Below are 14,368 nucleotides of genomic sequence, written 5' to 3'. Positions count from 1 at the left end.
GTCGGGCCTAAATTCTTCAATGTCGACGGAGTTTTAGGAGGGCGCCCGCGGCAGGTCAATTGACTGATACGCGCGTGTTCCGAGGGGTGCGCACGCCAGCAGCGCATGCCGCGGTGCGGACAACGTGGAAAACCTCCCCGCCCCGGCCAAAGCGATAGGAGCGCGGGGCGAAATTTTGTAGGTTGCGCCGCCCATGACAATGCAACAACCGATCCCTGTACCGCCCCCCGACGAAGCGACCACGCCGCAGGCGGAAGCTGCCGCGCGCGTCACGCCGATGATGGAACAGTACCTTGAAATCAAGGCGGCCCATCAGGGCTTGCTGCTGTTCTACCGGATGGGCGACTTTTACGAGCTGTTCTTCCAGGACGCCGAGATCGCCTCCAGGACACTCGGCATCGTGCTGACCAAGCGCGGCAAGCATCAGGGCGCCGATATCCCGATGTGCGGCGTGCCGGTCGAGCGCTCCGAGGATTATCTGCACCGGCTGATCATCGCGGGGCACCGGGTGGCGGTGTGCGAACAGACCGAGGATCCCGCCGCCGCCAAGGCGCGCGGCAACAAGAGCGTCGTGCGCCGCGGCGTGGTGCGCCTGGTCACGCCGGGCACGCTGACCGAGGACACGCTGCTCGACGCGCGCGCCAACAACTATCTGATGGCGCTCGCGCGCGCCCGCTCATCGGCGGGCGGTGACCGCTTTGGCCTCGCCTGGATCGACATCTCGACCGCCGAATTCATGGTGACGGAGTGTTCGGGCGGAGAGCTCACCGCGACACTGGCGCGCATCAATCCGAACGAGGTGATCGTCACCGACGCGCTCTACAACGACAGCGAGCTCGGACAGACCCTGCGCGAGCTGCCGGCGGTGACGCCGCTGACCCGTGACGTCTTCGACGGCGCCACCGCCGAGAAACGGCTGTGCGATTATTTTGCCGTCGCGACCATGGACGGACTGGCGCAGCTCTCGCGTCTCGAAGCCACCGCCGCGGCCGCGGCCGTCACCTATGTCGACCGCACCCAGGTCGGCAAGCACCCCCCGCTGTCGCCGCCCGCGCGCGAGGCCTCGGGTGCGACGATGGCGATCGATCCGGCGACGCGCGCCAATCTCGAACTGACGCGGACGCTGGCGGGCGAACGCCGCGGCTCACTGCTCGACGCGATCGACTGCACGGTGACCTCGGCGGGGTCTCGACTGTTGGCGCAGCGGCTGGCCGCGCCGCTGACCGATGCGGCGGCGATCGCGCGGCGGCTCGATGCGGTCGGCAGCTTCGTTGCCGACTCTGTCGCGCGCGAGGACATCCGCAGCATCCTGCGCGGTGCGCCCGACATGTCGCGGGCGCTGGCCCGTCTGTCGGTCGGCCGCGGCGGCCCGCGTGACCTCGCCGGTCTGCGCGACGGCGTCATCGCCGCCGACCAGGTGCTGACGCGGCTCGGCGAACTCGACCAACCGCCGCAGGAGATCGCCGCGGTGATGGCGGCGCTGCAAAGACCATCGCGCGAGCTCGCGGCGGAATTCGCCAGGGCGCTCGACGATCAACTGCCGCTGATCAAGCGCGACGGCGGCTTCGTTCGCCAGGGCTACGAGCCTGCGCTGGACGAAACGCGAAACCTGCGCGACGCCTCGCGCCTGGTGGTGGCCTCGATGCAGGCGCGCTACGCCGACAGCACGGGCGTCAAGGGCCTGAAGATCCGGCACAACAACGTGCTCGGCTATTTCGTCGAGGTGACCGCGCAGCACGGCGACAAGCTGATGTCGCCGCCGCTGAACGCGACCTTCATCCACCGCCAGACACTGGCGGGCCAGGTGCGCTTCACCACCTCCGAATTGGGGGAGATCGAAGCCAAGATCGCCAATGCCGGCGATCGTGCGCTCGGCCTCGAGCTCGAGATTTTCGAACAGCTCTGCGCCAAGGCGCTCGACATCAGCGAGGATCTGCGTGCCGCCGCTCACGGCTTTGCGCTGCTCGACGTCGCGACGTCGCTGGCCAAGCTGGCGATCGACGAGAACTATGTGCGGCCCGAGGTGGACTCGTCTCTCGGCTTTGCGATCGAGGCCGGCCGTCATCCCGTGGTCGAGCAGGCCCTGAAGCGCAATGGCGAGCCGTTCATCGCAAATGCCTGCGACCTGTCGCCGGGACCTGCGCAAAAGTCCGGCCAACTCTGGTTGCTCACCGGTCCCAACATGGCCGGCAAGTCGACCTTCCTGCGCCAGAACGCGTTGATTGCTCTTCTTGCTCAAATCGGAAGTTTCGTGCCGGCGACGCGCGCGCGGATCGGCATTATCGACCGCCTGTTCTCCCGCGTCGGAGCCGCCGACGATCTCGCCCGCGGCCGTTCCACCTTCATGGTGGAGATGGTCGAGACCGCTGCGATCCTGAACCAGGCCGGCGAGCGCGCGCTCGTGATCCTCGACGAGATCGGCCGCGGTACAGCGACCTTCGACGGTCTCTCGATCGCATGGGCCGCGATCGAGCATCTGCACGAGAGCAACCGCTGCCGCACGCTGTTCGCCACGCATTATCACGAGCTGACCGCGCTATCGGCAAAACTGCCGCGCATGTTCAACGCCACCGTGCGCGTGAAGGAGTGGCAGGGCAATGTCGTGTTCCTGCACGAGGTGCTGCCGGGCTCGGCCGATCGCTCCTACGGCATCCAGGTGGCGAAGCTGGCTGGCCTGCCGCCCGCCGTGATCACGCGCGCGAAATCGGTACTCGCAAAGCTGGAAGCCCAGGACCGCGGCCAGACCGCGCGCGCGCTCGCCGACGATTTGCCGCTGTTCGCGGTGCCCTCGCGCGCCGCGGCGGAAGCTGCGCCGCCGAGCGAAGCCGACCTGCTGATGGAGGCCGTGAAGGCCCTGCACCCGGACGAGATGTCGCCGCGCGAAGCGCTCGATGCGCTGTATGCGTTGAAAGCGAAACTGCCGAAGTAGCGAACGGTCCTTCCGCAACATTCCATTGCGAGCGGAGCGGAGCAATCCAGCATCCCTCTGTGGCGGCAGTCTGGATTGCTTCGTCGCTTCGCTCCTCGCAATGACGAGGCTAGTGCGCCAATCGCTTCCTTCGCCCGGTCCACCACAGCGTCAGATTCCAAACGACGCAGGTGGCGAGCCCCATGCTGAGGCCGATCGCGGAGCCGAAATTGGCGGCGCCGACGTGCAGCACGGCGATCGCCATGCCGAATCCGAGCAAGCCCCAGGCGGAATTGGCGAGCACGGCGGCGGTCGGCGGCCCCCCGATGCGCGGATGCAGGATCACCATGATGCTGGAGAACACGACCGGGTACAGCGCGATGATGCCGCTGATCCTGGGGCCGACCCAGCCCGACGTCGAGACCACGATGGCGACGAGGGTCGCAACCAGCAAAGCGCGCATCGGCACGTCATACCAGCGGCGCGTCACCAGCGGCATTTTCACATGGCGATAGCCCGCGAGTAGCGGAATGCAGATGCTGAACACGCGATCAGATTGGCGACGAGCCCGGCGGCGAGCGGCCAGTCGAACTGGCGGATGATCGAGGCCAGCACGATCCAGACCGCGACAGCGCTTCCGCAACTCACCAAAAGACTGTGCCGTTGCGACAGCACGACATAAATGAGGCACATGAAGATCGTGGCAGCATTGACCGGCAGGCTCGACAACGCGCCCTGCGCGATGAAAGCGGCATCGTGGTCGAGCGCGAGGTAGACGTAGGAGGGACCAGCCGAGATCGGCAGGGTCGCCACCAGCGCTCCGATCACCGGGCCCGAGCGCTCGGTGATAACGGAGGCCGTCACGACGAACGCCGCCGCGATCGCCATGCGCAGGAGAAGGAAGAGAATGAAATGGAGGTCGGGGGACATTTTTTTCTGTCATTCCGTCCTTGTGCGCAATTGCGCACAAGGCCAGGACGACACTTGTTGATTACATTCGCTGCATCGACACCGAGACCTTCGGGCCGTTCTTGATGGTCTGATAGACCACGCAATAGCGCTCGGTGAGCTTGAGCAGCAGGTCGAGCTTGTCCTGCGGCGCATCGGTGTCGACCTCGAAGCGCAGGCGGATCTCGGCGAAGCCGACCGGGGTCTCCTTGTCGACGCCGAGCGTGCCGCGGAAATCGAGATCGCCCTCGGCGTAAACGTTGCCGGTCGTCAGCGGGATCTCGACCGCGGTCGCGACCGATTTCAGCGTGACGCCGGCGCAGGCGACCAGCGCCTCGAGCAGCATGTCGCCGGAGCAGAGCTCCAGGCCGGAACCGCCGGTCGCGGGATGCAGGCCGGCCATTGCGATGGCGCGGCCGGTCTCGACCTTGCAGGCGATGCCATCGCTATCCGTCGAGCCCTTGGCCTTCAGCGTGATCATCGCGGTCTTGGGATCGGTCTTGTAGCGTTCCTTGATCGGGGCCTGCATCTGGCGCAGTTCTGCGGCGTCCATCTTGTTCTCTCCCGGAAAATACGCCTGCCGATGTACCGGCTCGGAGGCGAATTGTCACCACCACATGGCCTGACCGGGACCCTGCATTGCGTCACGGTCGGGCACACTCCGGTCGAGCGAACGGTCGAGTGACGTCAGCACACTTCGCTTGAAATTCTCGAACAGCGGCGAATTGCGGTCGCGCGGCCGGCCCAGATTGATCTCGATCTGGTCGAACAGCCGGCCCGGCCGCGGCCGCATCACCAGCACGCGGTCAGCCAGCACCACGGCCTCGTCGACGTCATGCGTGACGAGGATGAGCGTCGGCCGCGTATCGGCCCAAAGATCGAGCAGATGATCCTGGAGATCCCTGCGGGTGAAGGCGTCGAGCGCCGAGAACGGCTCGTCGAGCAAGAGCACCTCGGGCTGAGGCACCAGCGCGCGTGCGATCGCGACACGCTGTGCCTGCCCGCCCGAAAGCTCGCGCGGCCAGGCCTGCGCCTTGTCGGCGAGCCCGACACGCTCGAGCGCGCGCGCCACCTTTTCACGCCGCTCAGTCGCGGGCGCATCGGCAAGACCAAAGCCGATATTGTCGGCGACACTGAGCCAGGGCAGCAGCCGCGGCTCCTGGAAGATGATGCCGATCTTGGCATGCGGCGAGGCGATCGCCTCGCTGTCGAGCGTCACGGTACCGGAACTCGTGCGGTCGAGGCCGGCGATGGCGCGCAGCAGCGTGGACTTGCCGCAACCCGAGCCGCCGATGATGGCGACGATCTCGCCTTGCTTGATTTCCGCCGAAAAGCGCGCCAGCGCCTGCACGCCGTTGGGATAGGTCTTGCTGACCCGTTCGAGCGCCAGCATCGCGTTACGCTCCCTTCGTGCGGCCGAAGGCATCCTGCCAGCGCAGGAAGGGCGCGGCCGCGACCTCGATCAGCCAATCCGTGAGCTTGCCGAGGATCGCGAAGATCACGATGGCGGCGAGGATCTGCGCGGGCTTGCCGAGCTGCTGGCCGTCGAGCAGGAGATAGCCGAGGCCTTCGGACGCGCCGATCAACTCGGCCGCCACCACGAACATCCAGCCCAGGCCGAGACCGACGCGCAAGGACACGACATAGGCCGGCAGCACTGCGGGCAGCAGAATGCGGCGGATCATGGCGGGGCCGGAGAGACGGAAGGTGCGGCCGACCTCGACGATCTTGCGATCGACGATGAGGATCGCGCCCATCACGCCGAGATAGACCGGGAAGAACACACCGACCGCGATCAGCACGATCTTCGAAGTCTCGAAGATGCCGAGCCAAAGGATGAACAGCGGCACCCAGGCCAGCGAGGGGATCGCGCGCAGCGCCTGAACGGTCGGATCGAGCAGCCGGCGCGCCAGCGTCCAATAGCCGGAAATAGCTCCGAGCAGCGTGCCCGCGACCACGCCGAACGCAAAGCCAAGACCGACGCGCCACAGCGTCGCGGCGATGTGACGGATCAGCTCGCCGGAGCGGGCGAGATCAGTGATGGTGGCAAAGACGCGCGAGGGGGGCGGCACCAGCCGGCCGTTGGACCAGCCAAGCCAGACCACAAGTTCCCAGCCGAGCGCGAGGATCAGCGGCAACAACACACCCAGCATCGGCCGTGCATAACGCACGATGCGCGACGGCGCGGCGGCGCTCTCGGCCGGTTCCGAGGTTTGTTGCAGGACTGGCGCGTCGGAGATCATGGCCGTAGGAAGCGCGTCTGGTCGGGGAAAGCAACACTACTATTGCCGCGCCCTCCGCTGCTTTTCCCTTCTCTCCTTGCCGGAGAAGGTGGCGCGAAGTGCCGGATGAGCGGTTCTCTCCGCTCGCAATACCGATCGTGAGGAAAGATACCCTCACCCGCCTCGCTTCGCGAGGCACCCTCCCCACAAGGGGGAGGGAAAGAGCATCTCAATTCGTCGGCAGCGGGATCTGGTCGTCGATCAGCGCGTCCAGCGTCGCCTTCACGTCGACCTTGGAGTCGACGACGCCGGCCTGTTGCAGGGCGAGGCCCGCGGCGAGGATCGACTCGCGCTGCGGCGCGCCGATGCGGCTGTGGGTGAGCTCGGTGCGCTCCTTGAGCTGCTTGTCGACGACAGGCTCCGGCAGCTTGGTCACGGCGATGAAGGTCTTCTTCAGCTCGTCGTAATTGGCCAGCGAATATTTGCGCGCCTCTTCGTACACCGCGAGCACGCGGCGGGCGGCATCCGGATAGTCCTTCAAGAACTGCTCGCGCACATTGAGGATGCCCCAGGTATTGGCGTCGGCGTTGCGGTAGAACAGTTTTGCGCCCTCCTCGACTTCGGCCTGCGCCATCATCGGATCGAGCCCGGCCCACGCATCGACGTCGCCGCGGATCAGCGCGGTCTTGCCGTCAGCATGCTGGAGCAGCACCGGCGTGATGTCTTTTTCGGTGAGGCCTGCGCCAAGCAGCGCGCGCACCAGGAAGATGTGCGGATCTGTACCGCGCGTCACCGCGACACGTTTGCCCTTGAGGTCCGTAACGGTTGCTATCTTGGAATCCTTTGATGTCACCAGCGCCGTCCATTCGGGACGCGAAATAGACGTAGATCGATTTGATCGGGTTGCCGTTGATGCGGGCGACCAGCGCCGCCGAGCCGGCGGTCGAGCCGAAATCGATCGAGCCGGCATTGAGGAATTCGAGCGCCTTGTTCGAGCCCGCCGACTGCACCCAGGTGACGGTGATGCCGTCCTTGGCGAACTCCTTCTCCAGGAGGCCCTTCTGCTTCAGGACCATCGACACGGGATTATAGGTCGCCCAGTCGATACGGATTTCCTTGAGCGGATCCGCCGCCCGCGCCGCGGGGCTCACAGCAAGAGCCACCGCTCCGGCCAACAGTATGCGTCGTGTAATCCCAGTCATGCCCAGCCTCCTCCAAAACTTCATTGTTTTTCAATGAGTTATATCTAGAGGTCAACGAGAAAATCCGCCCCTTGAAAGCGCGCCGACCGAGAACAGCTTTGCCCAAAGTCGTACCTTTCCAGCATGGAACGACTATTGCCAGAGAATGGCGGGTGACAGCGCCTGCGGCCTCTTATATCCGGTGAGACATGGACAGCGTCGCAACTGAGCACAAGGCCGAGGTGGACGATCGCTTCGACACCGCGCGGATCACCGCCGCGGTCGATGCGCTCGCCGAGAGACACCAGGGACGTGAGGACGCATTCCGCACGGCCATGGCGCAACTGCTCAAGGCCGAGCTGATCTCGGCGCGCGCCGCGGCACAAACGATCTTGCTGAAGGACCGGCACGGCCGGCGCTGCGCCGAGCGGCTGTGCCACGTGCAGGACGAGATCATCCGCATCCTGTATTCGGCCGCGACCCGCCACCTCTACCGCTCGCCGATCCCAAGCGGCGCCGAGCGCATGGCAGTGGTGGCGACCGGGGGCTATGGCCGCGGCCTGATGGCCCCCGAGTCCGACATCGATCTCTTGTTCATCCTGCCCTACAAGCAGACAGCCTGGGGCGAGCAGGTCGCCGAAGCCATCCTCTACTGCCTGTGGGACATGGGGCTGAAGGTCGGTCACGCCACGCGCTCGGTCGACGAGTCGATCCGGCAGGCGCGTGGCGACATGACCATCCGCACCGCGATCCTGGAGACGCGCTTCCTGACCGGCGACAAGCCGCTCTATGAAGAACTGGTCGCCCGCTTCGACAAGGAAGTCGTTCAAGGCACCGCGTCCGAATTCGTCACCGCAAAGCTCGCCGAGCGCGAGGAGCGGCATCGCCGCGGCGGCCAGTCGCGCTATCTGGTCGAGCCCAACGTCAAGGACGGCAAGGGCGCACTCCGCGACCTGCACACGCTGTTCTGGATCGCCAAATACGTCTACCGCGTGCGCGACACCAACGAGCTGGTCGAGCGCGGCGTATTCGACGCGCAGGAATACCGCACCTTCCGCCGCTGCGCCGACTTCCTCTGGTCGGTACGCTGCAACCTGCATTTCTATTCGGGACGGCCAGAGGAGCGGCTGTCGTTCGATCTCCAGCGCGAGATCGCGGTCCGGCTCGGCTATACCTCGCATCCCGGCATGCAGGATGTCGAACGCTTCATGAAGCACTACTTCCTGGTCGCCAAGGAAGTCGGCAACCTCACCGCCATCCTCTGCGCCAAGCTCGAGGACCAGCAGGCCAAGCCCGCGCCGGTGCTGAGCCGGATGATGGCGCGGCTGCGCCCCACTCCGGTGAAGCGGCGCGTGCCTGACAGCGACGACTTCATCGTCGACAACAACCGCATCAACGTTGCCGCGCCCGACGTCTTCAAGCACGATCCGGTCAATTTGATCCGCATCTTCCGCCTTGCGCAGAAGAACAACCTCGCCTTCCACCCGGACGCGATGCGCGACGTGACGCGCTCGCTCGGCCTGATCAACGCGCAGATGCGCGAGAATCCCGAAGCCAACCGGCTGTTCATGGAGATCCTGACGTCCGACAACGCGGAGATCGTGCTGCGGCGGATGAACGAGACCGGCGTGCTCGGTCATTTCATCCGCGCCTTCGGCAAGATCGTCTCGATGATGCAGTTCAACATGTATCATCACTACACCGTCGACGAACATCTGATCCGCTGCGTCGGCTTCCTCCAGGACATCGAGCGCGGCGGCCTCGACGAATTCACGCTTGCAAGCGACCTGATGCGCAAGATCCGGCCTGAGCACCGGGCCGTGATCTATATCGTGACGCTGCTGCACGACATCGCCAAGGGCCGGCCCGAGGATCACTCGATCGCCGGCGCCAAGGTGGCGCGACGGCTGTGCCCGCGGCTCGGCTTCAGCGCGGCCGACACCGAGCTCGTGGCCTGGCTGATCGAGGAGCATCTGACGATGTCGACGGTCGCGCAGTCGCGCGACCTCTCCGACCGCAAGACCATCGAGAATTTCGCCGCCGTGGTGCAGTCGGTCGAGCAGATGAAGCTGCTGACGATCCTGACCACCGCCGATATCCGCGGCGTCGGTCCGGGCGTGTGGAACGGCTGGAAGGCGCAGCTGCTGCGCTCGCTATACTACGAGACCGAGCCGGTGCTGACGGGCGGCTTCTCGGAAGTCGACCGGGGAAAACGCCTCTCGGCCGCCTACGCCGAATTCCGCATGGCCTTTGCCGAGTGGCCGGCGGAGGAGCTCGATGCCTATATCGGCCGGCACTATCCAGCCTATTGGCTCAAGGTCGAGCTGCCGCGAAAAATCCGCCACGCCCGCTTCGTCCGCTCCAGCGAGCAGGCCGGCCACAAGCTCGCGATCAATGTCGGCTTCGACGAGGTGCGCGGCGTCACAGAGCTGACGATCTTCGCCGCCGACCATCCCTGGCTGCTCTCGATCATCGCCGGCGCCTGCGCCTCGGCCGGCGCCAACATCGTCGATGCCCAGATCTACACCACGACCGACGGACGCGCGCTCGATACCATCTCGATCTCGCGGGAATACGACCGTGACGAGGACGAGGGGCGCCGCGCGACCCGCATCGGCGAGATGATCGAGGACGTGCTGGAAGGCAAGCTGCGCCTGCCGGAAGTGGTGGCGCGGCGCACCGTGCGCGGCAAGGCGCGCCCGTTCGTGGTCGAGCCGGAAGTGACCATCAACAACCAATGGTCCGACCGCTACACGGTGATCGAGATGTCAGGCCTCGACCGTCCCGGCCTGCTCTATGAGCTGACCACCGCGATCTCGAAGCTCAATCTCAACATTGCGTCTGCCCATGTCGCGACCTTCGGCGAGCGTGCCCGCGACGTGTTCTACGTCACCGACCTCCTGGGCGCGCAGATCAGCGCGCCGACACGCCAGGCCGCGATCAAGAGCGCGCTGATCCACGTGATGGCCGGCGACAAGGCGGCTCAGCCCGCGGCTTGACTTTCCCAAACGGACTCTGAGCCTTTCCAATCATCGCGCCGCCTTTTGTTCAGAGAATCGTAGCGCGTTCACCAGTGCAGACAGCGCGACTGGTTGATGCTGACGACTGGGGTAATACATGAAGAAGCCGGGAATTGGCGGCGTCCAATCCTCCAGCACGCGAACAAGGCGGCGCTTCGCAACATATTCGGCGACCTGATCTTCATAGGCGAGCCCGACACCAACTCCAGCGAGCGCCGCCTGGATCACCAGATGAGTATCGTCAATGATGAGCGGGCCGTTGACGTTGATCGTGACCGACTTTCGTCCTTGCTCAAACTCCCATCGATATGGACCGCCCGCAAGTCGCAGGGTAATGCACCGATGATCGTTGAGATCCTTTGGCCTTTTGGGGATGTGTCGTGAAGCGAAATAGCGTGGCGATCCGACTACCGCCAATCGCAGTTCGGGCGTGACACGAACCGCGATCATGTCCTTTTGAATGTACTCGCCAAGCTGAATACCGGCATCGAACTCGCCTGCAACAAGGTCCACGGGGCCAGTGACGGTGACAACGTCCAGAACGATGTCAGGGTAGGCCTCAGCGAAAGCTCGGAGCCGCGGTAACAATACCATCACGGCAGCTGATCGTGACATTACGATTCGAAGCCGACCTTCGGGTCGGCGCCGAACGCTTCGGGCTTTGTCGAGGGCATGACGAATTTGCTCAAGTGCCGGAGACAAGTCTTCCAGAAGAGCCGCCCCCGCAGCGGTTGGTGCAACGCTCTTGGTTGTTCGAGCGAGCAGTTGCAGCTCAAGCCGCTGCTCAAGCCTCCTTATTGTGTGGCTCAAGGCAGACTGAGACACACCTAGCTTTATCGCAGCGCGTGTGAAGCTTCGTTCACCGGCCACGACTGCAAATGCAGCGAGTTCGTTCATTTCGTTGGTCATCACTTATGAATATTGCTCACAAGCCCATGCCGTACAAGGCATCTAGTCTCATAAGCTACCCTGCCGTAGCTTGAGCGAGCAAGAAGACGAACTGCAGTACTTTTCCGCACATGAGGCCTGGTTGACGCTCGGCGCAGTTGGCCGAGCCGCACGAATGAGTTTGGTGTAAAAGCCTTGAGGATGACAAATGGATATGGACGTTCCCGCCCTGCGCTTCCTTGCGCAGACCTATTTCGATGCTGCCTATGAAATGGATGCCGAGAAATTTGCAACCATATTTCACCCATCGAGTTCAGTGACGAAGGTCGCCGAGGACGGCAAATTGGGCGTGACACCGATTGCGACCTGGCTGGCAGCGGTTCGCAACGTGAAAGCTCCGAAGCAACAGGGCTTCGAGCGAGATGATCAGATCCTGTCAATCGATGTTGAAAGGGAGCTCGCGCTCTTGAAGGTGAAATTTCAGATTCCGCCGCGTTCCTTCACGGACCTGTTGTCATGCTTAAAGGTGAACGGCACCTGGAAGATCGCGCAGAAAGTGATGACGTCGAAAATCTGATGGATTTGGTTGCACTCTCAGACCTCCACCCCCTCGTGCCGCAGCAGCCAGCGCTTGCGCTCGAGGCCGCCGCCATACTTCACCAGCGAACCATTTGCGCCGATCAGGCGATGACACGGCAGCACCACGCTGATCGGGTTGGAGCCGTTGGCATGGCCGACGGCGCGAATGGCTTTGGGCATGTCGATCCCGGCGGCGAGCGCGCCGTAACTCATCGTGGTGCCGGCAGGAATGTTCGCGAGCGCGTTCCAGACCTTCTGCTGGAACGGCGTGCCGGCGACGCGCCATGCTATGCCTGAGAGCTGACCGAAATCGCCTTCGAAATAGCCCGTCAGCGCAGTCCGCATCTCCGGCGGCGCAGGCTGGTCATTCAGCTCCACCGCACCGTAATGTAGGCGCAACAGTTCGCGCATGCGGTGCTCGTAGTCTTCCCAGTCGAGCGCGCGCAAGGCGCCCGCGGCGTCGGTGACCAGCAGGGCGATCCCGATCGGCGTCGCCAGACGATCGAGGCCGAAGCTTACAGACAGTGTGGTCGGTCGCGCGGGCATTTGCGGCACCATTGCATCGAAACACGCCATCGCACTTGCCACGCCGGCCGTGCTAACGTCCACCCGAAAGCTGACGCTTGGGGGAGCTCAACTTGATCCTGATCGCGAATATTCTGGTGGCGCTGGTTGCCGCACTGCACGCTTACTTCCTGATTTTGGAGATGTTTCTCTGGGACAAGCCGCAAGGCTTGAAGGTCTTCCGCAACACGCCGGAGAAGGCAGCGATCACAAAGGTGCTGGCTGCGAACCAGGGGCTCTATAATGGTTTCCTGGCCGCTGGCCTGGTCTGGGGTCTGGTGCACGGCAATCCGGCTTTCGCGTTCCAGATCAAGGCGTTCTTCCTGCTCTGCGTGATCCTGGCCGGCGCTTATGGCGCGGCGACCGTCAGCACGCGCATCCTGATGGTGCAGGCGCTGCCGGCCACGATCGCGCTGGTGGCGCTGTTCCTCGCCTAAAGCCCGCTGGCCTGAGACGCTTCGGCACAGCGCCGCGATCCTTGCGCGCCGGCGAACGTTCCTCCACAATCTTCGGCAGCGATGGCGACCGTTGCAATCAACGGAAAAAGACCATCGGCCGAAAATTCCGTCAGGAGGAACGACCCGATATGACCAATCGCAGAGCCCTCATAACGACCACGGCCGCGCTCGCCTTCGCGTTCTCCGTCAGCCAGGCCTTCGTAAGTCAGGCCCATGCCCAGAAGAAATACGACACGGGCGCGACCGATACCGAAATCAAGATCGGCCAGACCGTGCCGTTCTCCGGCGCCTATTCCGTCTACGCCAATATCGGCAAGACCCAGGCCGCCTATTTCAAGATGATCAACGATCAGGGCGGCATCAACGGCCGCAAGATTAATCTGATCCAGTATGACGACGCCTATTCGCCGCCGAAGACCGTCGAGCAGGTGCGCAAGCTCGTCGAAGGCGACGAGGTGCTCTTCACCTTCCAGATCATCGGAACCGCGGCGAACGCCGCCGTGCAAAAATACCTCAACGGCAAGAAGATCCCGCAGCTGCTGGCCTCGACCGGCGCCGCGCGCTTCAACGATCCCCAGAACTATCCCTGGACCATCGCCTACAATCCCAACTACGTGTCCGAGGGACGCATCTACGCAAAGTACATTCTCAAGGAGCATCCGAATGCCAAGATCGGCGTGCTCTACCAGAACGACGACATGGGCCGCGACTATCTTGCTGGCCTGAAGAGCGGGCTCGGCGACAAGGCCGCCGGCATGATCATCGGCGAGGTGTCCTACGAGGTGACCGACCCGACCGTGGACTCCCAAGTGGTCAAGCTGAAATCGCTCGGCGCCGATCTCTTGTACGATGCCTCGACACCGAAGTTCGCGGCGCAGGCGATCAAGAAAGTCGCGGAGCTCGGCTGGACGCCGGTGCACATTCTCGACATCAATGCGAGCCCGATCTCGGCGACGCTGAAGCCGGCCGGCCTCGACATCTCCAAGGGCATCATCTCGACCCAATATGGCAAGGAGCCCAGCGATCCGCAGTGGAAGGACGATCCGGGCGTGAAGGCATTCTTCGCCTTCATGGACAAGTATTTCCCTGAAGGCGACAAGCTCAACACCGTCAACACCTACGCCTATTCGGTGGCCGAACTACTGACGCAAGTGCTGAAGCAGTGCGGCGACGACCTGTCACGCGAGAACGTCATGAGGCAGGTCGCCAACATCAAGGACTTCACGCCCAGCTTCGCGCTGCCCGGCATCAAGATCAACACCGGGCCGAACGACTACCGCGTCAACAAGCAGATGCAGATGATGAAGTTCAACGGCGAACGCTGGGAGCTGTTCGGACCGATCATCGAGGACAACGGCACGGCGGGTTAGATCGACTCGTCTCTCAGGCGACAGCACGCGCGCTCTCGCTCCCTCCCCTCTTGCGGCGCCCCGCAAGGGGGGAGGGCGGAGTGCGCAGATGAAGTGGTGCGCATACTTTAGCGCCCCTACGAACTGCTGGCGCGGCCCACCTTGCGTTGCAGCAACGCCTCCTCCACACTCGCCCTCAGCGGTGACATCCAGCAGGATCGATCACCTGCAATAACAAACCGAGGAAATTG

At 63.9% G+C, this 14,368-nt stretch carries 10 protein-coding genes and 2 pseudogenes; 5 read left to right on the top strand and 7 right to left on the bottom strand.

Going from position 1 to position 14,368, the window contains the following annotated elements:
* Window positions 1-193: 193 nt before the first annotated feature.
* The gene (gene mutS / locus ACVWYI_RS04420) at window positions 194-2,929 is read left to right on the top strand and encodes a DNA mismatch repair protein MutS (RefSeq protein ID WP_456661327.1); all 2,736 of its coding nucleotides are present in this window, start codon (window positions 194-196) and stop codon (window positions 2,927-2,929) included.
* 109 nt (window positions 2,930-3,038) lie between these two features.
* Here mutS and ACVWYI_RS04415 read toward each other — a convergent pair.
* The 5 genes and pseudogenes from ACVWYI_RS04415 to ACVWYI_RS04395 form a co-directional block, all read right to left on the bottom strand.
* Window positions 3,039-3,838, bottom strand: a pseudogene (locus ACVWYI_RS04415) (hypothetical protein).
* Window positions 3,839-3,899: 61 nt separating this feature from the next.
* Complete coding sequence (locus ACVWYI_RS04410; RefSeq protein ID WP_456661326.1) at window positions 3,900-4,409, bottom strand: OsmC family protein; 510 nt, start codon at window positions 4,407-4,409, stop codon at window positions 3,900-3,902.
* A gap of 54 nt (window positions 4,410-4,463) precedes the next feature.
* Window positions 4,464-5,249, bottom strand: coding sequence for an ABC transporter ATP-binding protein (locus ACVWYI_RS04405; RefSeq protein WP_247351665.1), 786 nt, complete (start codon window positions 5,247-5,249; stop codon window positions 4,464-4,466).
* A 4-nt stretch (window positions 5,250-5,253) separates the two neighbouring features.
* Window positions 5,254-6,099 carry an ABC transporter permease gene (locus ACVWYI_RS04400; protein ID WP_456661325.1) on the bottom strand — a complete coding sequence of 282 codons (846 nt, stop codon included), beginning with the start codon at window positions 6,097-6,099 and terminating at the stop codon, window positions 5,254-5,256.
* A 208-nt stretch (window positions 6,100-6,307) separates the two neighbouring features.
* Window positions 6,308-7,280: pseudogene (locus ACVWYI_RS04395) on the bottom strand (aliphatic sulfonate ABC transporter substrate-binding protein).
* A gap of 188 nt (window positions 7,281-7,468) precedes the next feature.
* On the opposite strand from ACVWYI_RS04395, the gene ACVWYI_RS04390 reads away from it, so the two are divergent.
* Entirely contained in the window at window positions 7,469-10,258 is a 2,790-nt protein-coding gene (locus tag ACVWYI_RS04390) for a [protein-PII] uridylyltransferase (RefSeq protein WP_354048064.1), read from the top strand.
* A 30-nt stretch (window positions 10,259-10,288) separates the two neighbouring features.
* Here the strand turns inward: ACVWYI_RS04390 and ACVWYI_RS04385 are convergent, their stop codons facing one another.
* Window positions 10,289-11,188 carry a LysR substrate-binding domain-containing protein gene (locus ACVWYI_RS04385; RefSeq protein ID WP_456661324.1) on the bottom strand — a complete coding sequence of 300 codons (900 nt, stop codon included), beginning with the start codon at window positions 11,186-11,188 and terminating at the stop codon, window positions 10,289-10,291.
* Between the two features lie 187 nt (window positions 11,189-11,375).
* Between ACVWYI_RS04385 and ACVWYI_RS04380 the strand changes: the two genes are divergently transcribed.
* The gene (locus ACVWYI_RS04380) at window positions 11,376-11,744 is read left to right on the top strand and encodes a nuclear transport factor 2 family protein (RefSeq protein ID WP_354048060.1); all 369 of its coding nucleotides are present in this window, start codon (window positions 11,376-11,378) and stop codon (window positions 11,742-11,744) included.
* A gap of 17 nt (window positions 11,745-11,761) precedes the next feature.
* On the opposite strand, the gene ACVWYI_RS04375 is transcribed toward ACVWYI_RS04380, so the two are convergent.
* Window positions 11,762-12,292 carry a methylated-DNA--[protein]-cysteine S-methyltransferase gene (locus ACVWYI_RS04375; RefSeq protein WP_354048058.1) on the bottom strand — a complete coding sequence of 177 codons (531 nt, stop codon included), beginning with the start codon at window positions 12,290-12,292 and terminating at the stop codon, window positions 11,762-11,764.
* A gap of 98 nt (window positions 12,293-12,390) precedes the next feature.
* Between ACVWYI_RS04375 and ACVWYI_RS04370 the strand changes: the two genes are divergently transcribed.
* Window positions 12,391-12,747 carry a DUF1304 domain-containing protein gene (locus tag ACVWYI_RS04370; RefSeq protein ID WP_354048358.1) on the top strand — a complete coding sequence of 119 codons (357 nt, stop codon included), beginning with the start codon at window positions 12,391-12,393 and terminating at the stop codon, window positions 12,745-12,747.
* Window positions 12,748-12,896: 149 nt separating this feature from the next.
* The gene (locus ACVWYI_RS04365) at window positions 12,897-14,138 is read left to right on the top strand and encodes an ABC transporter substrate-binding protein (protein WP_247351656.1); all 1,242 of its coding nucleotides are present in this window, start codon (window positions 12,897-12,899) and stop codon (window positions 14,136-14,138) included.
* Window positions 14,139-14,368 lie beyond the last annotated feature (230 nt).

It is taken from the genome of Bradyrhizobium sp. LB13.1, assembly GCF_054056815.1.
The sequence above is the reverse complement of the archived record's forward strand: the minus strand, read 5'-3'. Positions and strand labels throughout refer to the sequence as shown.

What these genes read in the sequence shown, in the direction of transcription:
- mutS (WP_456661327.1), top strand. Translation starts at nt 194, where the DNA reads ATGACAATGCAACAACCGATCCCTGTACCGCCCCCCGACGAAGCGACC.
- ACVWYI_RS04410 (WP_456661326.1), bottom strand. Translation starts at nt 4,409, where the DNA reads ATGGACGCCGCAGAACTGCGCCAGATGCAGGCCCCGATCAAGGAACGC.
- ACVWYI_RS04390 (WP_354048064.1), top strand. Translation starts at nt 7,469, where the DNA reads ATGGACAGCGTCGCAACTGAGCACAAGGCCGAGGTGGACGATCGCTTC.
- ACVWYI_RS04405 (WP_247351665.1), bottom strand. Translation starts at nt 5,249, where the DNA reads ATGCTGGCGCTCGAACGGGTCAGCAAGACCTATCCCAACGGCGTGCAG.
- ACVWYI_RS04365 (WP_247351656.1), top strand. Translation starts at nt 12,897, where the DNA reads ATGACCAATCGCAGAGCCCTCATAACGACCACGGCCGCGCTCGCCTTC.
- ACVWYI_RS04380 (WP_354048060.1), top strand. Translation starts at nt 11,376, where the DNA reads ATGGATATGGACGTTCCCGCCCTGCGCTTCCTTGCGCAGACCTATTTC.
- ACVWYI_RS04375 (WP_354048058.1), bottom strand. Translation starts at nt 12,292, where the DNA reads ATGCCCGCGCGACCGACCACACTGTCTGTAAGCTTCGGCCTCGATCGT.
- ACVWYI_RS04400 (WP_456661325.1), bottom strand. Translation starts at nt 6,099, where the DNA reads ATGATCTCCGACGCGCCAGTCCTGCAACAAACCTCGGAACCGGCCGAG.
- ACVWYI_RS04385 (WP_456661324.1), bottom strand. Translation starts at nt 11,188, where the DNA reads ATGACCAACGAAATGAACGAACTCGCTGCATTTGCAGTCGTGGCCGGT.